General features: G+C 64.4%; 20 protein-coding genes and 2 tRNA genes. 13 read left to right on the forward strand and 9 right to left on the reverse strand.

Annotated features, from left to right (window positions below):
- Window positions 1-15: 15 nt before the first annotated feature.
- From HRU92_RS02995 to HRU92_RS03015, 5 genes are all read right to left on the reverse strand, one after another.
- Complete coding sequence (locus tag HRU92_RS02995) at window positions 16-471, reverse strand: SRPBCC domain-containing protein (RefSeq protein WP_172122944.1); 456 nt, start codon at window positions 469-471, stop codon at window positions 16-18.
- A 114-nt stretch (window positions 472-585) separates the two neighbouring features.
- Window positions 586-661: transfer RNA gene (locus HRU92_RS03000), tRNA-Asn, on the reverse strand.
- Window positions 662-741: 80 nt separating this feature from the next.
- Window positions 742-1,371: an NTP transferase domain-containing protein gene (locus tag HRU92_RS03005; protein ID WP_172122945.1), complete on the reverse strand. Its 630-nt coding sequence runs from the start codon at window positions 1,369-1,371 to the stop codon at window positions 742-744.
- Window positions 1,368-2,522: a benzoate/H(+) symporter BenE family transporter gene (locus HRU92_RS03010; protein ID WP_172122946.1), complete on the reverse strand. Its 1,155-nt coding sequence runs from the start codon at window positions 2,520-2,522 to the stop codon at window positions 1,368-1,370. The genes HRU92_RS03005 and HRU92_RS03010 overlap by 4 nt, the downstream gene beginning before the upstream one ends.
- Before the next feature lie 135 nt (window positions 2,523-2,657).
- Window positions 2,658-2,731: transfer RNA gene (locus HRU92_RS03015), tRNA-Cys, on the reverse strand.
- 122 nt (window positions 2,732-2,853) lie between these two features.
- Between HRU92_RS03015 and HRU92_RS03020 the strand changes: the two genes are divergently transcribed.
- Window positions 2,854-3,150, forward strand: coding sequence for a hypothetical protein (locus tag HRU92_RS03020; RefSeq protein WP_172122947.1), 297 nt, complete (start codon window positions 2,854-2,856; stop codon window positions 3,148-3,150).
- A gap of 6 nt (window positions 3,151-3,156) precedes the next feature.
- Here the strand turns inward: HRU92_RS03020 and HRU92_RS20830 are convergent, their stop codons facing one another.
- Window positions 3,157-4,335, reverse strand: coding sequence for a GGDEF domain-containing protein (locus HRU92_RS20830; protein ID WP_173087548.1), 1,179 nt, complete (start codon window positions 4,333-4,335; stop codon window positions 3,157-3,159).
- 349 nt (window positions 4,336-4,684) lie between these two features.
- Here HRU92_RS20830 and HRU92_RS03030 point away from each other — a divergent pair, with 349 nt between their 5' ends.
- From HRU92_RS03030 to HRU92_RS03055, 6 genes are all read left to right on the forward strand, one after another.
- Window positions 4,685-5,338: a protein-L-isoaspartate O-methyltransferase gene (locus tag HRU92_RS03030; protein ID WP_172122949.1), complete on the forward strand. Its 654-nt coding sequence runs from the start codon at window positions 4,685-4,687 to the stop codon at window positions 5,336-5,338.
- Between the two features lie 128 nt (window positions 5,339-5,466).
- The gene (locus HRU92_RS03035) at window positions 5,467-6,831 is read left to right on the forward strand and encodes a TolC family outer membrane protein (RefSeq protein ID WP_127752596.1); all 1,365 of its coding nucleotides are present in this window, start codon (window positions 5,467-5,469) and stop codon (window positions 6,829-6,831) included.
- A 184-nt stretch (window positions 6,832-7,015) separates the two neighbouring features.
- Window positions 7,016-7,786 carry a DUF2497 domain-containing protein gene (locus tag HRU92_RS03040; protein ID WP_248306944.1) on the forward strand — a complete coding sequence of 257 codons (771 nt, stop codon included), beginning with the start codon at window positions 7,016-7,018 and terminating at the stop codon, window positions 7,784-7,786.
- A 123-nt stretch (window positions 7,787-7,909) separates the two neighbouring features.
- The gene (locus tag HRU92_RS03045; protein ID WP_173087550.1) at window positions 7,910-10,666 is read left to right on the forward strand and encodes a valine--tRNA ligase; all 2,757 of its coding nucleotides are present in this window, start codon (window positions 7,910-7,912) and stop codon (window positions 10,664-10,666) included.
- A 5-nt stretch (window positions 10,667-10,671) separates the two neighbouring features.
- Complete coding sequence (locus tag HRU92_RS03050; RefSeq protein ID WP_172122952.1) at window positions 10,672-11,679, forward strand: CorA family divalent cation transporter; 1,008 nt, start codon at window positions 10,672-10,674, stop codon at window positions 11,677-11,679.
- Between the two features lie 360 nt (window positions 11,680-12,039).
- Window positions 12,040-12,837, forward strand: coding sequence for a tetratricopeptide repeat protein (locus tag HRU92_RS03055; RefSeq protein WP_164854771.1), 798 nt, complete (start codon window positions 12,040-12,042; stop codon window positions 12,835-12,837).
- 6 nt (window positions 12,838-12,843) lie between these two features.
- On the opposite strand, the gene xth is transcribed toward HRU92_RS03055, so the two are convergent.
- From xth to HRU92_RS03070, 3 genes are all read right to left on the reverse strand, one after another.
- On the reverse strand, window positions 12,844-13,623 hold the full coding sequence (xth, locus tag HRU92_RS03060) for an exodeoxyribonuclease III (protein ID WP_173087552.1): 780 nt from the start codon (window positions 13,621-13,623) through the stop codon (window positions 12,844-12,846).
- Between the two features lie 64 nt (window positions 13,624-13,687).
- Window positions 13,688-14,833 carry a serine hydrolase domain-containing protein gene (locus HRU92_RS03065; RefSeq protein WP_210258527.1) on the reverse strand — a complete coding sequence of 382 codons (1,146 nt, stop codon included), beginning with the start codon at window positions 14,831-14,833 and terminating at the stop codon, window positions 13,688-13,690.
- Window positions 14,834-14,891: 58 nt separating this feature from the next.
- Window positions 14,892-15,239 carry an iron-sulfur cluster assembly accessory protein gene (locus HRU92_RS03070; RefSeq protein ID WP_172122954.1) on the reverse strand — a complete coding sequence of 116 codons (348 nt, stop codon included), beginning with the start codon at window positions 15,237-15,239 and terminating at the stop codon, window positions 14,892-14,894.
- Window positions 15,240-15,327: 88 nt separating this feature from the next.
- Between HRU92_RS03070 and HRU92_RS03075 the strand changes: the two genes are divergently transcribed.
- The 6 genes from HRU92_RS03075 to tatA all read left to right on the forward strand — a co-directional run bounded on the left by HRU92_RS03075 (window position 15,328) and on the right by tatA (window position 22,547).
- Entirely contained in the window at window positions 15,328-16,521 is a 1,194-nt protein-coding gene (locus tag HRU92_RS03075; RefSeq protein ID WP_173087554.1) for a deoxyguanosinetriphosphate triphosphohydrolase, read from the forward strand.
- A 31-nt stretch (window positions 16,522-16,552) separates the two neighbouring features.
- On the forward strand, window positions 16,553-18,298 hold the full coding sequence (argS, locus tag HRU92_RS03080) for an arginine--tRNA ligase (RefSeq protein ID WP_172122956.1): 1,746 nt from the start codon (window positions 16,553-16,555) through the stop codon (window positions 18,296-18,298).
- A 102-nt stretch (window positions 18,299-18,400) separates the two neighbouring features.
- The gene (locus tag HRU92_RS03085) at window positions 18,401-20,707 is read left to right on the forward strand and encodes an SPOR domain-containing protein (protein ID WP_172122957.1); all 2,307 of its coding nucleotides are present in this window, start codon (window positions 18,401-18,403) and stop codon (window positions 20,705-20,707) included.
- A gap of 91 nt (window positions 20,708-20,798) precedes the next feature.
- Window positions 20,799-21,584, forward strand: coding sequence for a ScpA family protein (locus HRU92_RS03090; protein ID WP_173087556.1), 786 nt, complete (start codon window positions 20,799-20,801; stop codon window positions 21,582-21,584).
- Window positions 21,581-22,210 carry an SMC-Scp complex subunit ScpB gene (gene scpB, locus HRU92_RS03095; RefSeq protein WP_173087558.1) on the forward strand — a complete coding sequence of 210 codons (630 nt, stop codon included), beginning with the start codon at window positions 21,581-21,583 and terminating at the stop codon, window positions 22,208-22,210. Before HRU92_RS03090 ends, scpB begins: the two co-directional genes overlap by 4 nt.
- 121 nt (window positions 22,211-22,331) lie before the next feature.
- Entirely contained in the window at window positions 22,332-22,547 is a 216-nt protein-coding gene (gene tatA / locus HRU92_RS03100; protein WP_127752608.1) for a twin-arginine translocase TatA/TatE family subunit, read from the forward strand.
- Window positions 22,548-22,555: the final 8 nt, after the last annotated feature.

Here is a 22,555-nt window from a genome sequence, read left to right on the forward strand (position 1 = left end):
AACCCTGTTCCCGCGTCAGCCGATCACTTCGGCCAACTGCTCCATGGCCGCGCTCCAGGCTTCCATGGAAAAGATGCGCGTCTGCGGATCGGCATGGGGCAGGCCCCGTTCGGTGAGGGTAATCCGCGTGCGCCCTTCGCCCGCAGCCTCGAACACGATATCGAGTACGAACAGCAGCTCGTTCTCTTCGTCTTCCTCGTCCTTGTGCACCCAGGACAGCACCAGCCGCTGGTTTTCGACGAACTGCAGCACTTCCCCGCTGACCACATGCTCATCGGGGTCTTCATCATCCCCATAGGTGACAAAGCGGTAGTCCCCGCCTTCAAAGGCGTCGAACTCGGCATAGTCGGCCTGCCACTGCTCGATCAGTGCCGGATCGGTCCAAGCGGCAAACACATCGGCCAGTTCGGCATCGATGGTGCGGGTCAAAGTGATTTGGCTTTCGCCATCGAGGTCCATGCCGTCGCTCATAGGGGAGCCTTTCTGTGCAAGCCAGCGTCATCGGCCACAATGTCGTGGTCGCTGAACTGGTTCAATGCGGTGCTGGGTAAGATGGGGAGCTGGGCTCGACCCTTGATAAACGAATGGCTCCGCGAGTAGGACTCGAACCTACGACCCAGCGGTTAACAGCCGCTTGCTCTACCAACTGAGCTATCGCGGAAGACATTCGGTGGCCTTCTTGCGAAGGCGTGGTCCGTGTAACCAATGTGATTTGGTTTGCCAACCCCCTAAGCCACCAGTTCACGAAATTTGCGGTGGATTATGTTGGCGCTCACGTTTTTCGGCCGCCAGCACCTCGGCTAGCGTGTTGATGTTGATGAATGGATTACTCTCCTCCGCCGGCCAGTCCAGTTCCGCCGAGCCCAGCTGCCGGTGCAGCGCCTTGAGGCTGGCTGGCGCGGAGCTCCTGCCAACATCACCGGCCAGCGATTGCAGCGCCTCCAGCCGCCACGCGGCAACCGGCGGGTAGAAGTCTTGGTCATGCCTTGCATAGATCGCCTCTGCCTGCCCCAGCGCATCGGCCATCACCTGGGCAAAACCGGCCGGCAAAAACGGCGTATCCACCGGTGCCGATACCAGCACACCCGATTCGATGCCGCTTTGCTTCAGTGCTGCCACCGCAGCCGCCAGCCCAGCCAGCGGGCCGCCAACCGCGGCAGGGAGGTCTGGGACGGCGAGCGCCCCGTCCGGCAGCGGAGCCGGTGCTCGATGAGGCCCTGTCGCAATCAACAAGGGCGCAGCGACAGGTCCGAACGCGGCTGCCACCCGCTCGAGCAGGCGCACCCCGCCGACGCGCAGTTCCGCCTTGCGCACCCCACCCAGCCGCTGCCCCGCACCCCCGGCGATGATGACGCCGAAGGGGAGGCTCATGAGCGCGTCGCTGTGTTGCGGTTCAGCTTCCAGCCCAGCAGCACCAGCATGCCGATGCCACCGACGAGACCCCAGAAGGGGGCGCCTAGTCCGGCGATGGTGATGCCGGAAGCCGTGGTGATGAAGCACATCATTGCCGGCAGCCGCACCTCTTCCTCCGCCAGCGCCCCAGTCAGCGCCGCCACGAGGCTCGACAGCAGTGCGAGGCCTGCCACCGTCTGAATCAGCAAGGGCGGCGAAGCGGCAATGAACGCGGCCGCCAGGCTCGCGGCCAAACCCAGAAACAGGTAGACGACACCCGCAGCGATTGGCGCGGGCCAGCGATGCTGAGGTTCCGGGTGGGATTCGGGGCCGGCACAAATCGCCGCAGTCAGCGCGGCCAGATTAACAGTATGCCCGCCGAACACCGCCGAAACGGCGCTGGCCAGCCCCGTCACTGTAAACAATGGCGCGGGCGCCGGGTGATAGCCATTGGCCTGCAGCACTGCGAGCCCGGGCAGATTCTGCGACGCCATGGTGACGATAAAGAGTGGCAGGCCCAGCCGTAGCGCGCCATCGAGCGTAAAGTGCGGCATCAACGGCAGCAAGGCAGGCCAGGTCCCGTCCAGCGAGCCGGGCGCCAGATGCGTCGATACCGCCAGCATGGCCGCCGTTACCGCCACGGCGATCGGCACCGCATAGCGCCGGGCAAAACGCAGCGCCACCACCCAGGCCAGCAGAATCGGCAGTGCCAGCGCCGGCAGTTCCGCCACGGCGGTCAGCGGCACCAGGCAGAGCGGCAGCAACATGCCCGCGAGCATGGCGTTGGCGATCGGAGCCGGAATCGCGCCCATCAGCCGCGCCAGAGGCTTGAACAGTCCCGTCAGCACGATCAGCCCGGCTGCCACCATGAACCCGCCCAGCACCGCCGGGAACCCACCCTCGGTCGCGCCCGCCGTCAGCAAGAACGCCATGCCCGGTGTTGACCAGGCAAAGCTCACCGGCACGCGCAGCCTTGCGCTGCCCACAATGTTGAGGACCCCGATCACCAGGCACGCAGCGAACAGCCCCGATCCGGCCTGCTGGGGCGAAGCGCCGGCTGCGGTCAGCGCCGCCAGCACCACGGTAAAGGTGCTGGCATAGCCAACCACCGCCGCGAGCGCGCCAGCCATGATTGGCTGCAGATAGATTCGCCAGCCAGTGTCTTGTGTTGATGTGTTGGTGGACACGCTTGCTCTTCCCAGTGGCGACCGCCCAAGCTGCGCCGCAACAAGGCGCCGGTTGCTCGGGCTCCTGGGATGATGATTTGGAGGCCACGCCCGGAATTGAACCGGGGTTCACGGATTTGCAATCCGCTGCGTCACCACTCCGCCACGTGGCCTCACCGGCGAGGTTTCTAAGTTAGGCCCTTGGCTTGCGCAAGAGCGCTGATGCAATTTCGCTCGCCATTCGCGATTAGCAGTCAACTGGCCGGTGCCGCCGCCGCATCCGCGGGGTCAAGAGATGTTGAACTTCGTGGCCGCTTCGGAACCGCGCGCAGCGGCGTTTCCCTCGTCCGGTATCCTGCAACAGCGGAGCGCAGCGATGAACGGCAGAGAAATCTCCAACATTGTCGAGACTTCAATCACGGCGGCGGTGCGGGAGCGCAACTCCAGGCACCCGGTACTGCCGGTGTCGCGGGCCGTGAGCCTGGCCATGGAGCGGATGAAGGCGGCGGACAAGGAGCGGGCGATGGTGTCTCGCCTGGTCTGCGACCACGGCATTCGCCGCGGCCTTGTGCTTCAGTTTGATGACAGGTGAGTTCCGCTACCCAGCGGCGGCGACGGTTTTCAGCGCGATCGGAGCCATCACGGCCCGGTTCTTGCCGCTGGTCTTGGCGTGATAAAGCGCTTCGTCCGCGCTTGCCACCATGGCCGAGAGTGGCTCGGACTGGTGCCTTGTGTGGATCCCGATGCTGATGCTGAGGGGATAGTCGTCGGGCATGCCCGCGATCTGAACCCGCGGAAATGCGGCGCGGATGGATTCGGCAATCGCCAGCAACTCGCTGCGCTGGCATTGGGGAAAGAACAAAGCGAATTCTTCGCCCCCCGTCCGGCCCACCAATGGGGTCTGCCCGAAGCTGGCCAGCACCCTGCTCGCCGCCGCTATCACCTTGTCGCCGGCAATGTGGCCAAAGCTGTCATTGACCTGTTTGAAGTTGTCGATGTCGACCAGCATGATTGCCGGCTGGGCTCGTCCCGCGCCGGGGGCCGCCATTGCGGCGTGCACGCCGGCATCAAATCCCCGCCGGTTCAGCAATCCGGTCAGGTGGTCGCGGTCGGCCTCCATCCGCAACTCGATCAGCGCCCGCACCGTCCAGGCGGCAAAGAATGCCAGGGCCGTCGTGGTGGCGAGCACCGGGGTCATGGCCTGCACCGTCGCCCAATAATCGGAGGCCTGCAGCGAGCCGCCCGCATTGGTGTCGAGCGCATGCGCCACGGTGGCAAGCGGGCGTGCCAATGCCAGGGTAACCAGGAGCCCACCCAGCCCGACAAACAGCCAGTCCACCGCTGATTTGGGTGTCGCCCGCAACAATTGCCATACTGTCACGGCACCCATGATCGCCAGGGTGGTGTTTGCCGTATAGATGCGCCCTTCCGTTGAGGGGGCAACCAGCAAGAACCACAGGAACAACACCGCCCCGAGCATATTAGTGGCGGCAAAGGCCGCAACCGGAACCGGGGCGCCAACACGCACCATGGCGCTCACACAAAGCGCGCCCACGGCCACCGTGAACAACAGATTGACCACGACCCGAAGCCCCGGTCCCTCCCAGTGTTGCAGGAAGTCATTGGCGACAAAGGCCGCTCCGCAGCACACAAAGGCCAGCGCCAGAACGCAAAGGTAATCGTGGTTGGGTCTCAGGCGCCACAGCAACAGGAAGGTTAGCCCCAAAACAGCCGATAATGCTGGGTTCAACAGCGCGAAAATGAACTCACCGGTCACAACTGCGAACTCACTTCCTGAACGCGGGCTTGGACCATGTCGCTGCCCCGTCACCAAGAAAGGGTTAAGTTGATTGGTTGGATTGTTCCTACCCTTAACAAATTCATCTGCACTGTGTCTGGCTGTATACTCTCCCTGGCCCCTGAGTTCACCTAGGTGCGGACAGTAGCGTCTCGCCAAAGCTCCGGAACGCTTCCCCTGCCGGTTCCCTTGTGGCGCAACGGCTCGATCCGGACACATTAACTAAAAATTAACTATTCTTTCGGTCGTGGTTAAAACCAGCGGCTTGCCAGCGGTCCGGGGCAGGGATATTCACGTCCGGCATATCACCTGCCAGGACGTCCAGCCGATGACCGATTACGAACGCGCGCGCAAGCAGATGGTGGAGAATCAGCTGCGCACAAACAGCGTGGTGGACCGGCGCCTTTTGGCTCAGATGGGCCACGTGCCGCGCGAACTGTTTGTTCCGCCCGAGCGCCAGCCGGTCGCCTATATCGATGACATCCAGCCGCTCGGCGAAAACAGCCAGCGCTTCCTTTCCATGCCACTCACTTTTGCCCGCATGGCCCAGCTTGCCGACGTCCAGCCAGGGGACGCTGTGCTCGATATCGGCTGTGCCACCGGCTACTCGGCTGCAGTTCTGGCTGGCCTTGCCGCTTCGGTGGTAGGTCTGGAGGAGGATGAGAGCCTGGCACAATCGGCTGCCGCGACCCTCGGTGAGCTCGGCATTACCAATGCTGAGATACTGGCCGGCGGACCCGAACAGCTATCAGGGCGCGATTTCGACGTCATCATCGTTGAGGGCACGCTCGATGCCGCGCCCCAGAACCTATATCCGCTGCTGCGTGATCACGGGCGCATGGTCGCCTTGATTCGCGATCGAGGCGTGGCGGTAGCCCACCTCTTTGTTCGCACCGGCAGCAACGTCGCCGCGCGGGCCGAGTTCAACGCCCATTTGCCGCCGCTCTGGCTCGCCAAACCCGAAGAAAACTTCGTGTTTTGAGGTGTCTGGAGTGTTGCGTTCAAAGCACGAGTTTCAACGATTCGTGCACCTTGTCGTGCTAGCTCTTGCCCGCCGGTTGTTTGCCGCGGCTGTGCAGCGTACAGTTTTTTGAGTATTGGAGGCGCGCGATGAGCATACGCGTTAAATTAACCGCGAGCGCCTTGGCTATTGCATTGGCAATGGGTGGGACCGCCGCGCAGGCGCAGTCCATCACCCAGGCGCTGACCGCTGCATATTCCTATGCGCCCGATTTGCAGGCGGCGGTGCTTGACGCCAAGTCCCGGGCCGAGAATATCGTCCAGGCCAAGTCCCGCAAGCTCCCCACCATCGGTGCATCGGTCAACGGCACCTATAACTGGAGCATTGCAGGCGGCCAGTTCCAGGACAGCACCTCGCTTAATGCCGGGCTGTCCTACAGCCAGACCCTTTTCGACAACTTCCAGACCGAAGCGCAGATCGAAGCGGCGCGTGCCGGTGCGGAGGCGGCCGAATACCAGATCCGCAACACCGAGCAGAACGTGCTGCTCAATGTAGTGCAGGCCTATATGTCGGTGCTGAGCGACCGCCAGCTGGTCGGCCTGCGCCAGGAAAACGTCAACTTCTACAACACCCAGCTGTCTTCGGCTCGCGATCGGCTCGAAGTGGGCGAGGGCACCCGGATCGACGTTGCCCAGGCCAATGCGCGTCTGGCGCAGGGTCAGGCCGCCTATCAGGCCGCGGTCAACAGCCTTGAAGTCAGCGAAGCCACCTTCCAGCGCTATGTCGGCCAGGCGCCCCGGGACCTGCAAAGCTCGCACAGCTTTGCCCGGCTGATCCCCAATTCGCTGCAGTCGGCCATTGCCGAAGCCGAAAGCGGTCACCCCGCGATCTTGACCGCCAAGGCTGCGATCCGCGCCGCCCAGGCCGGCAGTGACGCTGCCCAGGGTGCCTTCGGTCCCACCATCGATGTCACCGGCAGCATTGGCGCCAGCGATGGCACTTCCAGACAAGGCACTCCCCAAGCCGTCAGCGGTCAGATGCGCCTCAACATCAGCGTACCGATCTATGCCGGTGGTGCCCTGGGTTCGGGCGTCCGCCAGGCCAATCTCGATCAGATCCGCTCTGAAGTTGACGCCATGTCCATCTATGACCAGATCCGTGAAGCCGTGATTTCGGCCTGGGCCGGCATCCAGAATGCCGATGCGCAGATCCAGGCGGCGCAGTCCGCCGTTTCGGCCGGCCAGGAAGTGGTCAATGGCGTGATCCAGGAACGCGATCTTGGCACCCGCACCACGCTCGACGTCCTTAATGCTCAGGCGGAACTGATCAGCGCCCGCGAAGGCCTGATCAATGCCTCGAGCAGCAAGGTCATCGCCACCTTCTCGCTCCTGGCTTCCATCGGTCGCCTGACCGCGGGCGATCTTGGCCTGCCGGTGCAAACCAAGACTGCCGTCAACTACACCCAGGAAGTGGAAGACGTCTGGCAGGAACTGCGGGTCGTCAAGGACGAGTAGGTCCAGTCGCATCGCAACAAGGTCTGGTGGCTGGGCAGTGCCCGGCCACAACTTTTAGGGGACATCTCTCCGGGCGGCCTCGCGGGTGATTCCCCATCGCCGCGCCCGGGGTTAATGTGTTGTTGACGAATCATGCGGCTGCGCCGGCGAGCAGCCCTCGTCCAGCGCAAGCGAGAGGCCCATCATGAACAAGCCTGCACCCAAAGAACCCTCCATGGACGAGATCTTGTCGTCCATCCGCCAGATCATCGCCGATGATGATGCGGCGGGGCTTCCGCGACGCTCCTCGGCTCAGGCCGCGCCGGCGCCAATGCAGCCCGCCTCCGCTTTCGCGCGAGCCTATAGTGCCCCCGCGCCCATCGACCTTGATGACCAGTTCGAGGACGCCGAGCCCCTGGCCCTGTCCCCCGCCCAGATCATCGAGCAGCGAACCGAAGAGGCCCCATCCCCGTTCAGCTTCGAGAACATGCTCGCTGAAACGCCGTCCGCCCGCCAGGACGATGCTCAAGACGAAGAGGAGGCTCCCTTGGCCGCACCCGAACCCGTAAGCTTTGAGCCCGAGGAACCCGAGGAACGCCCGGTCGCGACCGCTGTGCCGCTACGTGTGCCTGGCTCCGATGCACGTCCCACGCCTGAGCCCGCTCGTGCCGAAACCGTACGTGTGCCCGAGCCGCCGCGCCCCGAGGCGCCAAGTGCCCAGGCTGCAGCCTTGCCCGATCCCACGCTCAGCAGCGATTTCGCCGAAGAACTGCTCGGCCCCGCCACCAAGGCCGCTGTGCGCGGCTCCATCACCAAGCTCAACGCCATTGGCCTTGGCAATGCCGGGCTCACCATCGAGTCCTTGATGCGTGACATGCTCCGCCCCATGTTGAAGGAGTGGCTGGACGAAAACCTGCCCGCAGTGGTCGAGCGCATGGTCGAGCGCGAGATTGCCCGCGTTTCGCGCGGCGAATAAGTTAATGCACCCTTGCGCGCGCCGCTGTTGACCATCCGGCGTGCATTTGGTTGATACACCGACAGATTTAGAGACGGCCCGCACAGTGCGAACTGGCGGGTCATTGTTGTTGCGAGTGACGCTATGATTGAAAAGAGCTATGAGCCCGGCGCCGTTGAAGGACGCATCTACGAGCAATGGCTCGAGGCTGGCGCTTTTGCCGCCGGGGCAGGGGCCGCGCCCGGCGCGGAAACCTTCACCATCGTCATTCCCCCGCCCAATGTCACCGGCTCGCTCCATATCGGGCACGCGCTCAACAACACCATCCAGGACATCCTGATCCGGTTCAACCGGATGCTCAAGAAGGATGTTCTCTGGCAGCCCGGCACCGACCATGCCGGCATTGCCACCCAGATGATCGTCGAGCGCCAGCTGGCTGCCAAGCAGATGAACCGTCGCGATATGGGGCGCGAAAAGTTCATCGAGCGCGTCTGGGAATGGAAGGCCGAGTCGGGCGGCACCATCATGAACCAGCTCAAGCGGCTGGGCGCGTCAGCCGATTTCAGCCGCGAACGCTTCACCATGGGCGATATTGGCTCGGCTGACGACCAGATGGTGCGCGCCGTCACCAAGGTGTTTGTCGAGCTGCACAAGCGCGGCCTCATCTATCGCGCCAAGCGCCTCGTCAATTGGCATCCGGGCCTCGAAACCGCGATCTCGGACCTCGAAGTCGAGAATATCGAGATCAAGGGCCATATGTGGCACCTGCGCTATCCGCTCGCCGATGGCGTCACCTATCAGTTCCCCATTGCCCATGACGAAGAGGGCAAGCCCACCGAATGGGAAACGCGCGACTACATCATCGTCGCCACCACCCGCCCCGAAACCATGCTCGGCGATGCCGGCGTTGCCGTGCATCCCGAAGATCCGCGCTATGCCGATCTCGTCGGCAAGTTCGTCGATCTGCCGCTGGTCGGGCGACGCATCCCCATCGTTGCTGATGAATATGCCGACCCCGCTCTCGGCACCGGCGCGGTCAAGATCACGCCCGCCCACGATTTCAACGACTTCGAGGTCGGCGTTCGCAACAACCTCGAACAGATCAACGTCTTTACGACGCGCGGCGCCATCGTCGATGAGCCCTTCATCCCCGCCGCTTATCGTGGCCTGGATCGTTTCGACGCCCGCAAGCGCATCGTCGCTGATCTCGCCGCGCTCGCCGAGGAAAATCCCACTCGTGGCCTCGATCACATCGAGGACAAAAAGATCATGGTGCCCCATGACGAGAAATCCAAGCTCGTCGTCATCGAGCCCTTCCTGACCGACCAGTGGTGGGTCAAGGCCGATATCCTCGCCCAGCCCGCGCTCGCCGCAGTGCGCGAGGGCCGCACCAAATTCGTGCCCCAGCAATACGAAAACACCTATTTCGCCTGGCTCGAGAACATCAAGCCTTGGTGCATTTCGCGCCAGCTCTGGTGGGGTCACCAGATCCCCGCCTGGTATGGCCCGGACAACCACGCCTTTGTCGCTTCGAGCGAGGCGGAAGCCCAAGCCCAGGCCGACGCCCATTATGGCGCGCCCAGCCCGATCAAGCGCGACGAAGACGTGCTCGATACCTGGTTCTCTTCGGCCCTTTGGCCGTTCTCGACCCTCGGATGGCCGGACGAAACCCCCGAGCTCAAGCGCTACTACCCCACCGATGTGCTGGTGACGGGCTTTGACATCATCTTCTTCTGGGTCGCCCGCATGATGATGATGGGCCTCGAATTCCTCGAGGAAGAACCCTTCCACACCGTCTACATGCACGCCCTGGTCCGCGACGAGAAGGGCCAGAAGATGAGCAAGACCAAGGGCAACGTCATCGACCCCCTGCAGCTCATCGACCAATATGGTGCCGACGCCACCCGCTTCACCCTGGCGGCCATGGCCGCGCAGGGCCGCGACATCCGTCTCTCGATCAACCGCGTCGAGGGCTATCGCAACTTCGTCACCAAGCTCTGGAACGCCGCGCGCTTCCTCGAGATGAACGAATGCCGCCGCATCGAGGGTTATGATCCCAAGGCCACTACGCTCCCGCTCAATCGCTGGATCGTGGGCGCGACCGCCCGCGCCGTGGCAGCGGTGCGCCGCGGCATCGAGGACTACAAGTTCAACGAAGCCGCCAACTCGGCCTATGACTTTGTCTGGGGCACCTTCTGCGATTGGTATGTGGAATTTGCCAAGCCCGTCTTTATGGGCACCGATGAGGGCGCCAAGGCCGAAACTCGCGCCACTGCCGCCTGGGCGCTCGACCAGATCCTCAAAATGCTGCACCCCTTCATGCCCTTCGTCACCGAAGAGCTCTGGGCGGAGACGGGCGCTTTCGGCCCCGCGCGCGACAACCTGCTGATCCTATCGACCTGGCCTGAGCTCGATGGTCTCGAAGATCCTGCGGCCGATGCCGAGCTCAGCTGGCTGATCGAGGTGATCACCAATATCCGCTCGGTGCGCAGCGAGATGAACGTGCCCGCCAGTGCCAAGCTGCAGCTGGCTGTGATTGGCGCGGACGACACCACGCTGCGACGCCTCGTGGCCGGCACCAGCCTCATCACCCGCCTCGCGCGGCTCGAGGCCATCAGCCCGCAAGGCAACGTGCCCGGCGAATCGGCGCAGTTCGTCGTGGGCGAAGCCACCTGGGCGCTGCCCCTGGCCGAGTTCATCGACATCACCGCCGAAAAGGCCCGCCTGCAAAAGGAAATCGGCAAGCTCGACGCCGAAGTCGCCCAGATCGACAAGAAGCTGGGTAATGAGCAGTTCGTCGCCAAGGCGCCCGAAGAGGTAATCGAAGAACAAAAGGCCCGTCGCCAGGCGGCCGCCGACCGCCGCAGCCGCATCGGCGACGCCCTGCAGCGGCTCAGCTGACCGCGATGGATGGTCAGCCTCCCGAGCCGACGGCCCGCGCCATCCAGAACGGTCTGGTTGGCGTGGGCACGGTGCTCGTCTTTGACGGCAAGGGAGGGGTTGGCCGCCAAGGCCCCGGCGGCGACCAGCCAATGGTGCCAAGCCGGGGTTTCAAGCTGATCTCGGGCAATCACAAGTCGCCCGAGTTCGCCGCCTGGCTAAAATCCGACCTTGGCGACTTCAATGCCGGCCTGCTGACGACGCCCAGCACCCGCACCCGCTGCACGGTGCTGGAAGACAAGGCGCTGGTGGTCCTGCGTGTCGCCCGGCCGGGTGCCGAGCCGGAAGATATCGGCCGGCAGTTGCTGACCTTATGGATCGAGCGCGGCCGCGTTATCATCGCCTCCGAACTTAACATCATCGACTTTCTTGGTGTGTCCAAATGGGAAGCCTCTCACCACGCTCCCCTCAGCCCGGCGGACCTGATTGCGCGGCTGGGTCTGCGGGCCGCGGATCGGCTGGAGCCGCTGGTTGAGCGCCTTGCGGAGCGACTGGACGAGATTGAAGAAAAGCTGCTTTCCGAAAACGGGGCAAAGTCGCGTAGCCGGCTGGCGCATCTGCGACGTACCCTGATCAGCTTTCGCCGTTTGATCTGGCCGCAACGCGACGTGCTCAACACGCTCGAAATCGAGGACCTCTCGTTCTTCACCGCCAAGGACCGGCTGCGCCTGCGCGAAGCCTCGGGACGAACCGGGCGAATTGGCGAGGAACTCGCCGCCCTTTCGGAGCGTGCTGTTCTGGTCCATGAGCAACTGGCCGACGCGCGGGCCGAACAGATGAATCACACCATGCTGATTCTGGCCGCCGTCACGGCGGTCTTCATGCCGCTGACGCTGCTCACCGGTGTGCTCGGCATGAATGTGGCGGGCATTCCGTTCTCCGAAAGTGCCCACGCCTTCTGGGGCGTTTGTGTCATGCTCCTGGTGCTGGCGCTGGTGATTGTTGGGTGGATGCGCAGACGGCGCTGGCTCTAGCCCAATTTCGCTCCGAGAGCCTGCTTGTCCGCGGCACAAGGGCTTGAATCAAACTCTGCGCCACCCGACCTTACTGCTTCCAAACGCATGCGATTTTGCTCAGCAAGCATTAGGCGCATTCCTGCTTTGTGCTTATTGCGCAACAGCGCAGTTGATTCACTGCATTAACATCGTCATGCAACGATTTAGCGACATTTCCCGCCACAATGTTTGGGTATGAAGCAAGTCATGACAGGCATGGGCGTTGACCTAGGGGATCGCGGTTCCCAGTTGATCAGCATGCGGGGATTGGTCCGCGGTTTCGGGCCATGGTTCGACGACGTCCACCTTGGAGTGGGCGAAAGGAGTGAGATGCGGATCATGGGGGAACATTCCCTGATCTCCGTCGCGATGGGCGCGGTATTCGCTTTGGCGATGCTGGTACCCGCGCAGGCGCAGACTGCGGCAGATGCAGCGCTGGATATGGCCAAGATGCTCGACGGGGCAGGGGGCGGTGTGTCGGGCGACGACCTCGTCGCCGCGCTCGAGGATGCGGCTGCCGCTGGCCAGCCCATGGCCATGTGGCAGCTTGGCACCATGTATGAAAATGGCGAAGGCGTCGCCCGGGACCCGGTCAAGGCCTTTGGCTATTTCGCCCAGATTGCCAACCAGCATGCCGATGCCGCGCCCAAGGGCGTTGAATCCGACATCGTCGCGCAGTCCTTCGTCAAGATCGGCGATTATTTCCGGGACGGCTTGCCCGATGCCGGTATCAAGGCTGACGCCGATCGCTCCCATGCTTTGCTCCTCCATGCCGCCACCTATTTTGGCGATGCGGATGCGCAATATCGCGTTGGCCTGTTGTATCTCGATGAAAATGAACTGGGCCTGAACCCTTTGCAAAGCGCCCGCTGGTTTTCGCTGGCCGCCCGCAAGGGCCATGGCGCGGCTCAGGCCCATCTAGGTGATCTGTTGTTCCACGGCGTTGCCGGGCTCGTGCCCCAGCAGGTCGAAGGCTTGATGTGGCTGTCCCTGGCTCAGGCCCGGGTCGCCGGCACGGCCGACGAGGTCTGGGTCAACAAACTGGTCAGCAATGCCATGTCGGTGGCAACGCCCGAACAGCGCGCCGAAGCCGGTTCACTGGCCGCCAGCGTTGCGCCGCAATTCGCCTCGTTCTGAGCGGCGCTAGAAGGTAAACCAGCCTTCCACGGGCACATGGTCGCTCGGCTTGTCCCAGCCGCGCACATCCTTGTGCACCACCACATCATCAAGCCGGTCGGCGGCCTGCGGCGACAGCAGCAGGTGATCGATGCGGATGCCATGGTTGCGCCGCCAGGCGCCGGCCTGGAAATCCCAGAACGTATAGGACGGCTCGGCCGTGACCGCGCGCAGGGCATCGGTGAACCCCAGGTTGACCAGCGTGCGGAACCGCTCGAGGCTTTCAGGCCGGTACAGCGCATCGCCCCACCAATTTTCCGCGTGATGTGCATCGATGGGGGCGGGGATCAGGTTGTAGTCCCCCAGGATAATAAACGGTTCTTCGAGCTTGAGCCGCTCCTCGGCAAAGGCCGTCAGCCGCTCCATCCATCGCAGCTTGTAGGGGAATTTCTCGCTGTCCACCGGGTTGCCGTTGGGCAGGTAGATATTGCACACGCGAATGGCCCCTGACGCCACCGAGAAAACGCCCTCGATCAGCCGCGCCTGCTCGTCTTCGTCATCGCCCGGCAGGCCGCGAGTCACCTCATCAAAGCGCATCAGCGACAGGATCGCCACGCCATTCCAGCTTTTCTGCCCGTTCGTTTCCACATGGTAGCCCAGCGCCTCGATTTCGGCGCGCGGGAAGGCCTCGTCAACGCTCTTGATCTCCTGCAGGCAGACAATATCGGGCTTTTCCTGCTCCAGCCATTGCAGCAGCAGCCCCAAACGAGCCTTGATGCCATTGATGTTCCAGGTGGCTATGCGCATGCGATGGTCAACTCCTTGCGGGCGCGCGAAAGCTAGTCCGCAACGCCGCGCGCCGCAACCGCCCTCAGGTCGGCCAATAGATGGCGTCGCGGATATCGAGTGGAAAAATCCCGTCGCTGCCTTCCAGGCCCGTATTGGTCATGGCCACGACCGATAGCCCCGCCACCGGGTCGATGAACCAGCTATGCCCATAAATTCCGCCCCAGCGCATCGTGCCCACCGCACAAGGGCTATCCGCGGCGATCGGATCAACCAGATACGCCCCGAAATAGCCGAACTGCCAGCCCGGCCCGCTCGCCTGTTCCAGTTGCGGCGTCTGGTTGCCCAGGCCCGCCGCCGTGGTTTCCCCTTTGATCACGCCACCGCCACCGGTGCGCAAGGCTTCCAGCAGCACCATGAAGTCGGGCGCCGTGCCGGCCATCCCGCTGCCTCCGGAATGATAGGCGTTGGCATCAAAGATGCGCCCGGGCGAATAGGTCGTGAGTGTACCGGCGGGATTGGGGACGCTATGGGGATCGCCCATCAACACCGGCGGCTCGCCATGCTCGGGATTATCGGCATAAGCCGCCGCCAGCCGCGGCTCTCCTTGCGGCAGCAGAAACACCGTATCCGCCATGCCCAGCGGCCCGGTCACATAGCGCGCCACCGCTTCGCCCAGCGTCGTGCCCGTGACCCGCGCCACCGCCGCACCTAACAGATCGGTGGATTGCCCATAAGCCCAGCCCGTTCCCGGCGCAAAGGGCAGCGGCACGCCGGCAAGCAATTCCATGTTCTCGTCCAGGGACAAGTGCCAGCGATTGCCTCCCACCGCCTGCACGGCCGACTCCGCCAGATCAGTCTCCGACAGCACATATTCGCGCCCGAGCCCCGATGTGTGGGTCAACAGCTGCCGGATCGTGATCTCGGCGCCTTCGCCGCTCGCGAGCTTTGGTCGGAAATAGGGGAGATACCGGCTCACCGGCGCCTCAAGCTCGAGCAGCCCGGCATCCACCAGCGCCAGCGCCGTTGTGGCAACGATAGGCTTGGTCAGCGAGGACAACCGGAACACGGTGTCGAGCGCCATGGGGCGCTCGGCCTCCCGGTCGGCCAGCCCCAGCGCGTTCTCGTAGATGGTTTGTCCACGCTCCTTGGCGATCACCACAGCCCCGACAATGCGATTGTCGCTGATGGCGCGCTTGATCGTGGCGTCGAGGCGTTCGGCTATTGGCACATCGATTCTCCCCCTGAGGAAGAAACGATCACCGCGAAATCAGCTCAATCGCAAGTGCTTAAACGGCAAAGCTCGTGCCACAGCCGCAGGACGCCACGGCATTGGGATTGCGGATCTGGAACGCTTGCCCGATCAAATCGTCCACAAAGTCGATCTCGGCGCCGCCCATGAATTCAAGGCTCATGGCATCGATCAGTACCACCGCATCGCCTTTTTGCAGCACGACGTCGTCGGCCGCGGGCTGTTCTTGCACGAGGTTATACTCGTACTGGAAGCCCGAGCAGCCCCCGCCGGCGACCGAGATACGCAGCACCGTGCCGTCCGGCTCCTTGCTAAGGATGCGCGACACGCGCTTGGCGGCCCGATCGGTGAGCACAACTTCCGGAGCGAGGGCGATAGCTGACATTTGCGATTCCATGCCGTTTTAGGGGGACATAACGGTCAGGCTAAAATAGGAACCTTTGGGCCAATTGGAAAGAGCCCTGCGATCACCGATGAGCGACACCGCGCCCTATGCCTCCAAACCCGAACAATCCCTGGGCCGTCTTTACGGCACCGGGCCCAGTCCAACCCGTTCGGAATTTCAGCGCGACCGTGACCGCATCATCCATTCCACCGCCTTTCGCCGCCTGCAGCACAAGACGCAGGTCTTCCTGCACCACGAAGGCCGTCACTTCCGCAACCGGCTGACCCACACGCTCGAGGTCAGCCAGATGGCCCGCTCTATCGCCCGGGCCCTGAGGCTCGACGAAGACCTCGCCGAAGCTGTCGCCCTGTCCCATGATCTGGGCCATACGCCCTTCGGCCATGCCGGCGAGCGGGTGCTGCAGGGCAAAATGGCCCCTTGGGGCGGGTTCGACCACAACATCCAGGCCCTGCGCGTCGTCACCCGGCTCGAAAACCGCTACGCGGAGCATGACGGGCTCAACCTCACCTGGGAAACCCTTGAGGGCATCCTCAAGCACAACGGCCCCCTCATCAATGCCGATGGCACCCCCTTTGGCAAATATGCGCTTGAAGGCCTGCCCGCTGGCCTCGATGATCTGCCCGCCAGCGCCGATCTGCGCCTGTCCACCTTCGCCTCGCTCGAAGCCCAGGCGGCAGCCGTCGCTGACGACATCGCCTACAACGCCCACGACATCGACGATGCCCTGCGCGCCGGCCTCTTAACCCTCGATGCCCTCGCGCCCGTTCCCCTGGTCGGCCCCATGGTCGCCGAAGTGCGCGCCCGCTATCCCGAGGTAAGCCCCAAGCGCCAGGCCCATGAAGTGCAGCGCCGCCTCATCACCTCCAGCATCGAGGATGTTATCGCCGCATCCTCCGCCAATATCGCCACCGCGGGGATCGAGACCGCCGAGGATGTGCGCCATGCCGGCACGACCCTTGTCCACTTCTCCCGAGCCATGGCGACGCAGGTGCAGGGCCTCAAGCAGTTCCTCTTCGAGCAGGTTTATCGTCACCCTAGCGTCATGGCGCCAGTGCGCCAAAGCCAGGACGTGGTCGCGGCCCTCTTTGATCATTATCTTGCGACCCGGGATCTTCCCGAGCGCTGGGGCACTCTCGCCGCCGCCGCGCCGACTCAGGACGATCTCGCCCGCGTCACGGCCGACTTCATCGCCGGGATGACCGACCCCTATGCCCTCGATGAATATGCCCGGCTGTTTGACGCTCGCCCGGAATTCCGTTAACCCGGCCCTATATTCCCTGTCAGGTTGAATCATGGACGTTTTCGCGCTCTTTGCCGCACGAGTGGCCGATGCTTTGGCATCGCTCTATCCCGATCTTGCCCCCGAGCTGCTGGCGCGCATCGTCGTGGAGCCGCCGCGCGATCCCGCCCATGGCGATCTCTCCACCAATGCCGCCATGATCGTGGCCAAGCCCCTGGGCAAGAATCCGCGCGAAGTGGCCAATGCCATCGTCGAGCATTTCCGCGCCCATCCTGACGTCAACTCGGTTGAAGTGGCCGGCCCCGGCTTCATCAATTTCCGCCTCGCCCCCGCCATCTGGTTCCAGGTGCTGCGCTCGGTCGCCGAGCTCGGCCCCGATTTCGGCCGCTCGACCCTGGGCAAGGGCGAAAAGGTCAACATCGAATATGTCTCGGCCAACCCCACCGGCCCCATGCATGTGGGCCACACCCGGGGCGCGGTCTTTGGCGACACCTTGGCCTCGCTCATGGCCTATTCGGGCTTCGAGGTGACGCGCGAATATTACATCAATGACGCCGGCAGCCAGATCAACACGCTCGCCAGCTCCACCCTCCTGCGCTACCGAGAGGCCCTGGGCGAAACCATCGAGATCCCCTCGGGCTTTTACCCCGGCGATTATCTGGTCCCCGTAGGGCAGGCCTTGGCCGCCGAGTTCGGCCCCAAGCTGCTCCACATGCCTGAAGCCGAAGCCCTCGCACTGGTCAAGGATCGCGTTCTTGTCGCCATGCTCGAACTGATCCAGGGCGATCTGGCCAAGCTCAACATCCACCACGACGTATTCTTTTCCGAAAAAACGCTGCACGGGCAGGGCGGGGACATCGACAACACCCTCGAATGGCTGCGCGAGCAGGGCATGGTCTATCAGGGCCGGCTCGAAGCGCCCAAGGGCAAGACCCCCGAGGATTGGGAAGACCGCGAGCAAACCCTGTTCCGCGCCACCGACTGGGGCGACGACGTCGATCGTGCGCTGGTCAAATCGGACGGCAGCTACACCTATTTCGCCGCCGACATCGCTTATCACCGCAACAAATATCTCCGCGGCTTTAAGCACATGGTCAATGTGCTGGGCGCCGATCACTCCGGCTATGTCAAGCGCCTCCAGGCAGCCGTGAAGGCCGTGTCCGGTGGCGCCGCCGATATGGACGTCAAGATCTGCCAGCTCGTGCGGCTGATGAAGAACGGCGAGCCGTTCAAGATGAGCAAGCGCTCGGGCGATCTCGTGACCCTTGCCGATGTGGTCGAGGAAGTGGGCGCCGATGCCGTGCGCTTCATGCTCCTGTTCCGCCGCAACGATGCGGCCATGGATTTCGACTTCGCTCTGGTCAAGGAACAGACCCGCGACAATCCGGTGTTCTATGTCCAATACGCCCATGCGCGCACCTTCTCGGTGTTCCGCACCGCTGCGCGCGACCTGCCAGAAATGGATGTGTCACCGGCAGCGCTCGCGACTGCCCAGCTTGATCGCCTCGATTCTGCGGCCGATCTCGAACTGATCCGCGCCCTTGCGGCCTGGCCGCGCTCTGTTGCCGCAGCCGCAGTCGCTCACGAGCCGCACCGCGTTGCTTTCTATCTGCATGAGCTGGCAGCGGCCTTCCACGGCTTTTGGGCCAAGGGCAATGAAGACCAGCGCTTACGCTTTGTTAACGCTGACGATCCAATGCTGTCATTGGCGCGGCTCGCGCTTGTTGATGCCGTTCGTCAGGTGCTTGGCAACGGCTTGGCGATCCTGGGCGTGTCTGCGCCCGAGGAGCTTTCATAATTCGGGCGTAATACTATGTTGTCTCGCCGCCAATAGCCGGGCTTCGGCTATTGCAGGAACCTAGAGGGCGCTGCTCCAATAACGACAGCGAAACCGCAGCCAATGGGTGCACAGTCCACATCCCCTGATGATCTGATCGCTGAACTCGCGCGTCTCATGGCCGAAGATGCCACGCCGACCCAGCCCAGCCCTCCACCCGCTCCGCCTGCGCCCGCACCGGCTGCGTCCGCTGCTGGCGTGCGCGTACCGGGCGCCCATGCGCCTGAGCCGAGCCAGCCTGTGCCGGCGGCGCCAGCCGCTCCGGCATCGCCGTCGCGCTATGATTTCGGCCGCTTCACCCCGGCCCCAGAACCGCGCACCGAGCCCGCGCCCGATCAGTTCCGCCTTGAGCCTCGGCCGCAGGCCGCAGCACCCACGCCCCCTGAGCCGGTGGAGCCGACTGCTCCCGCGCAGCCCGCCGCAGCCGAGCCGGCCCCGCGCCACGACCCCTTTGATTTTGACTTCGGCTTTGGCACCCCCACGGCACCGGCTCAGCCAGCAGCGTCGGCGCCGGTCGCTGCCTCCACTTCTCCCGCTGCTGATCCCGTGCCGACGCCCGAGCACGATTCCATTGGCGATCTGATCGCCGCCGAACTGTTTGGGGAAACCCGCGACGAACCTTCGCCCGGGCAAGCGCCCGACGTGGTGATGCCGGGCACCCAGTCCCGCGTCGAGCCCGAGACCGGCCGCGAGCCGGGCCAGCCACAATCGGGCGCCCGCATCGAGCCCTCCATGGGTGCGACGCGGCCAACGCCTTCGGCCCCGCCGCCATCCGCTTCGCAATGGGCCGCGCCGCCGGTGAATATGTCGCGCACTCCGGAGCCCGCGCCGGCACCCGTGAGCCCGCCACCACCTGAGCGCGAACTGCCATCCGCTGCCGCAGCGCCGGTGCGGGGTACGCCCCAGTCCGGCTCCTCGGGTGATCCTATCAGGGACATCGAAGATCTGATCGGGCGCGCTGCCCGCGTGGATATGGAAACTCCGCCCCCTCGGCCCGCGCCCGCGACACCGCAGCGCAGCCTTGCGACCCCCACTTTGCCGCCTCAGCCCACGGGCAAGCGCGTCGTCTCTGGCGCCGACGAGGCCATCCTCGCCGCTGCCGCCGCCACGGGTGCGGAAGTGGGTTGGGTGGATGATCCCGAACCGGTTGAACCCGCGCCCCGTGGCCGCCGCGTCAAGGCCGAGCGGGCACCCAAGCCCGAACGTGCGCCCAAGCCGCCGCGCGTGCGCCGCGTCAAGCCCGACCGCGCGGACAGGGCCCCGCGCTCCTTTGGCTGGAGCCGCGCCCTTGTTGGTCCCGGCGTCGCGCTGGTTCTGCTCCTGCTGGCCGGTGGCGGCCTTTACTGGGTGCTCGGCAATAACGGCGACAGCGGTCCTGCGCCGCTGCTCACCGCTGACGCCACCCCCGTCAAGGAAGAGCCCCCTCCGGTCGATGAATCCGCAGCCCCCCAGCAGTCGGTGATCTTCAACGAGATCGATGGCGTCGTGCCCGGCGCCGAAGAACAGCTGGTGTCGCGCGACCAGGCCGATGTCAACGAAGTCACCCAGGTGCCGCCCCCGGCAGCTGCGCCCGAGCCTGAAGGCGTGGTCAATCGCAAGGTCCGTACCGTTACGGTTCGTCCGGACGGCACCATTGTCAGCGGTGACAACAGTGTCGCAGGCAGCGCCATGCTGCCGGTGGACCGCCCCAATGTCCCGGAAGTTCCGGGCGCCAATCCCGCCGAGCCGAGCCTGCTGGGCAGCCTTGGCGCCGATCCCGCGCCCGGCCTCGCTCCTCCTCCGGGCGGCGCTGCTCCGGCAACGCCTGCCGCCCCTCCCGAGGCGCAAGTCCCCGCGGGGCCACCGGTCACCCCCGTTGTGCCTGGCTCCACGGTTCCCGCTGTTGACGTCAGCGGTGCGCCCATCCCGGGCAAGACTGCGCCAGTGCCGCTCAATCGTCCCGCTTTCACCGCCCGGCCAACCGCTGCAGCGCCAGCTGCTGCGGCGGGCGGCACCAACCTCGCGCCGCCACCGGCCGCAACTTCGCCGGTCAATGCGCTGGTTGACCCCGCACCGGCGCCGCAGGCTGCCGCTCAGCCCCCGGCTGCGCAAACCGTGATCGAGGCCAGCGCTGCAACGCCCCTCAGCAACGCGCCGGCTTATGTGCAGCTCTCGTCGCAGCGCACCGAGGAAGCCGCCCGCCAAAGCGCCTTGCAGATCGCCAACCAGTACGGCCCGCTGTTCAAGGGGGCCAATCTGGAAGTGCAGCGCGTCGATCTGGGCGAACGGGGCATCTTCTATCGCGTTCGCGTCCCGGCCAACTCCACCGCCGACGCCAACCAGCTCTGCTCCAGCCTGAAATCGGCCGGCGGCGATTGCTTCACGCTTTAGTCGTGCGTATCGCCTTGCTGCGGGCCGGCTCCGCTTGACCTTGATCGGCTGAGGCGCCAGCTTGCGCGCCCAGCCACCCGCAGAACCTTTTATGACCAGCAGCATCGCCACCGATTGGCTCGACCCCAAGCCCGACCACGGGCCGGTGCTGCATGTCGATCTGGACGGCTACGAGGGTCCCCTCGATCTGCTGCTGGATCTGGCCCGCCGCCAGAAGGTCGACCTTGCGGCCATTTCCGTGCTGCAACTGGCCGACCAATATCTCGCCTTTGTGGAAGAGCAGCGCGAACAGCGCATCGAACTCGCCGCCGATTACCTCGTGATGGCCGCTTGGCTCGCCTATCTCAAGAGCCGCTTGATGTTGCCCGCCGCGCCCGCCGACGAGGCGCCCAGTGGCGCCGAAATGGCTGCCCGGCTGCAATGGCGGCTGCGTCGCCTCGAAGCCATGCGCCAGGCCGCCACTCGCCTGCGCGATCGGCCGCGCCTCGGCATTGCGGTGCATCCCCGCGGCGATCCAGAGCCCGTCGAGATCGCCCGCCACACCCGCTGGGACACGAGCTTGCTTGATCTGCTCAAGGCCTATGCCACCCAGCGCGAGCGCGTCCATCCGCCGGCTTATTCGCCCCGCATCCGCGTCGTCTGGTCGCTCCAGGATGCGCGCGACCGGCTGCGCATCCTTGTGGGAGAAACCGGCGATTGGGTCAGCCTCGACGCCTGCCTTTCCGCCTATATCGATGATCCCGCCGAGCGGGTCACCGCCCGCGCCTCGAGCTTTGCCTCGAGCTTGGAACTGGTGCGCCAGGGCGAGATCGAGCTGCGCCAAAAGGAAACCTTTGGCCCGCTGATGCTCCGCCGCCGGAGCGGGGAGGGCGCTTGACCAACCACGATCCCCTCGCTCCCGATCAGGCGCTGCGCATCCTTGAAGCGCTGCTCTTCGCCTCGGCCGAGCCGCTGACGGCGGCCCAGCTGGGCGCGCATCTGCCCCAAGGCGCCAATGTCGAGGCCGCAATCGATCAGCTTGCCCGCCATTATGCCGGCCGCGGCGTCAATCTCGTCCGCCGCGGTGACGCCTACGCCTTTCGCACCGCGCCCGATCTGTCCTTCCTGCTCCGCGCCGTGCAGGAGGAGAGCCGCACCCTGTCGCGCGCCGCGCTCGAAACCCTTGCGATCATTGCCTATCACCAGCCCGCCACCCGCGCCGAGATCGAGAAAATCCGCGGCGTCGCCGTTGGCAAGGGCACCATGGACATCCTGCTCGAAACCGGCTGGATTCGCCTGCGCGGCCGCCGCCGGGTTCCCGGTCGCCCCGTGACCTATGGCACCACACCAGCCTTTCTCGACCATTTCGGGCTGGAAAGCCTCGCCGATCTACCTGGCATCGAAGACCTCAAGGGGGCAGGGCTGCTGGTTTCGCGCCCGCCAACTTCGCTGCGCCTGCCCTTTGATGGCCCGTTGCACGAGGATGAAGATCCGCTGCAAGACCTCGATTCTGCTGAGCAATAGTCGCCTGCGGCGTTGCGGGGTGTGCAATCAGCAACACGTTCTTGTGTTTGCCCGCGATTAAACCTATTTCTCGCTATATCTGTCAGGCTATCGCGATGGACGTAGTTCAAGGGAGATTGATATGCACGCGCCAGGAATTTGGGGCATCCTCGTTGTGGCCGTTGTGGTCATCCTGTTGTTTGGCCGTGGCAAGATTTCCGGCATGATGGGTGAAGTCGCCAGCGGCATCAAAGCCTTCCAGAAAGGCATGCGCGACGACGATGACAAGCCGGTCAACCGGGTCACCACCACCGCTGATATCGAAGCCCGCGAAGCCGAAAAGACCCGCGAGCTCTAAGGTCCCGG

This window comes from Devosia sp. 1635, assembly GCF_013185955.1.
Lineage (GTDB): Bacteria > Pseudomonadota > Alphaproteobacteria > Rhizobiales > Devosiaceae > Devosia.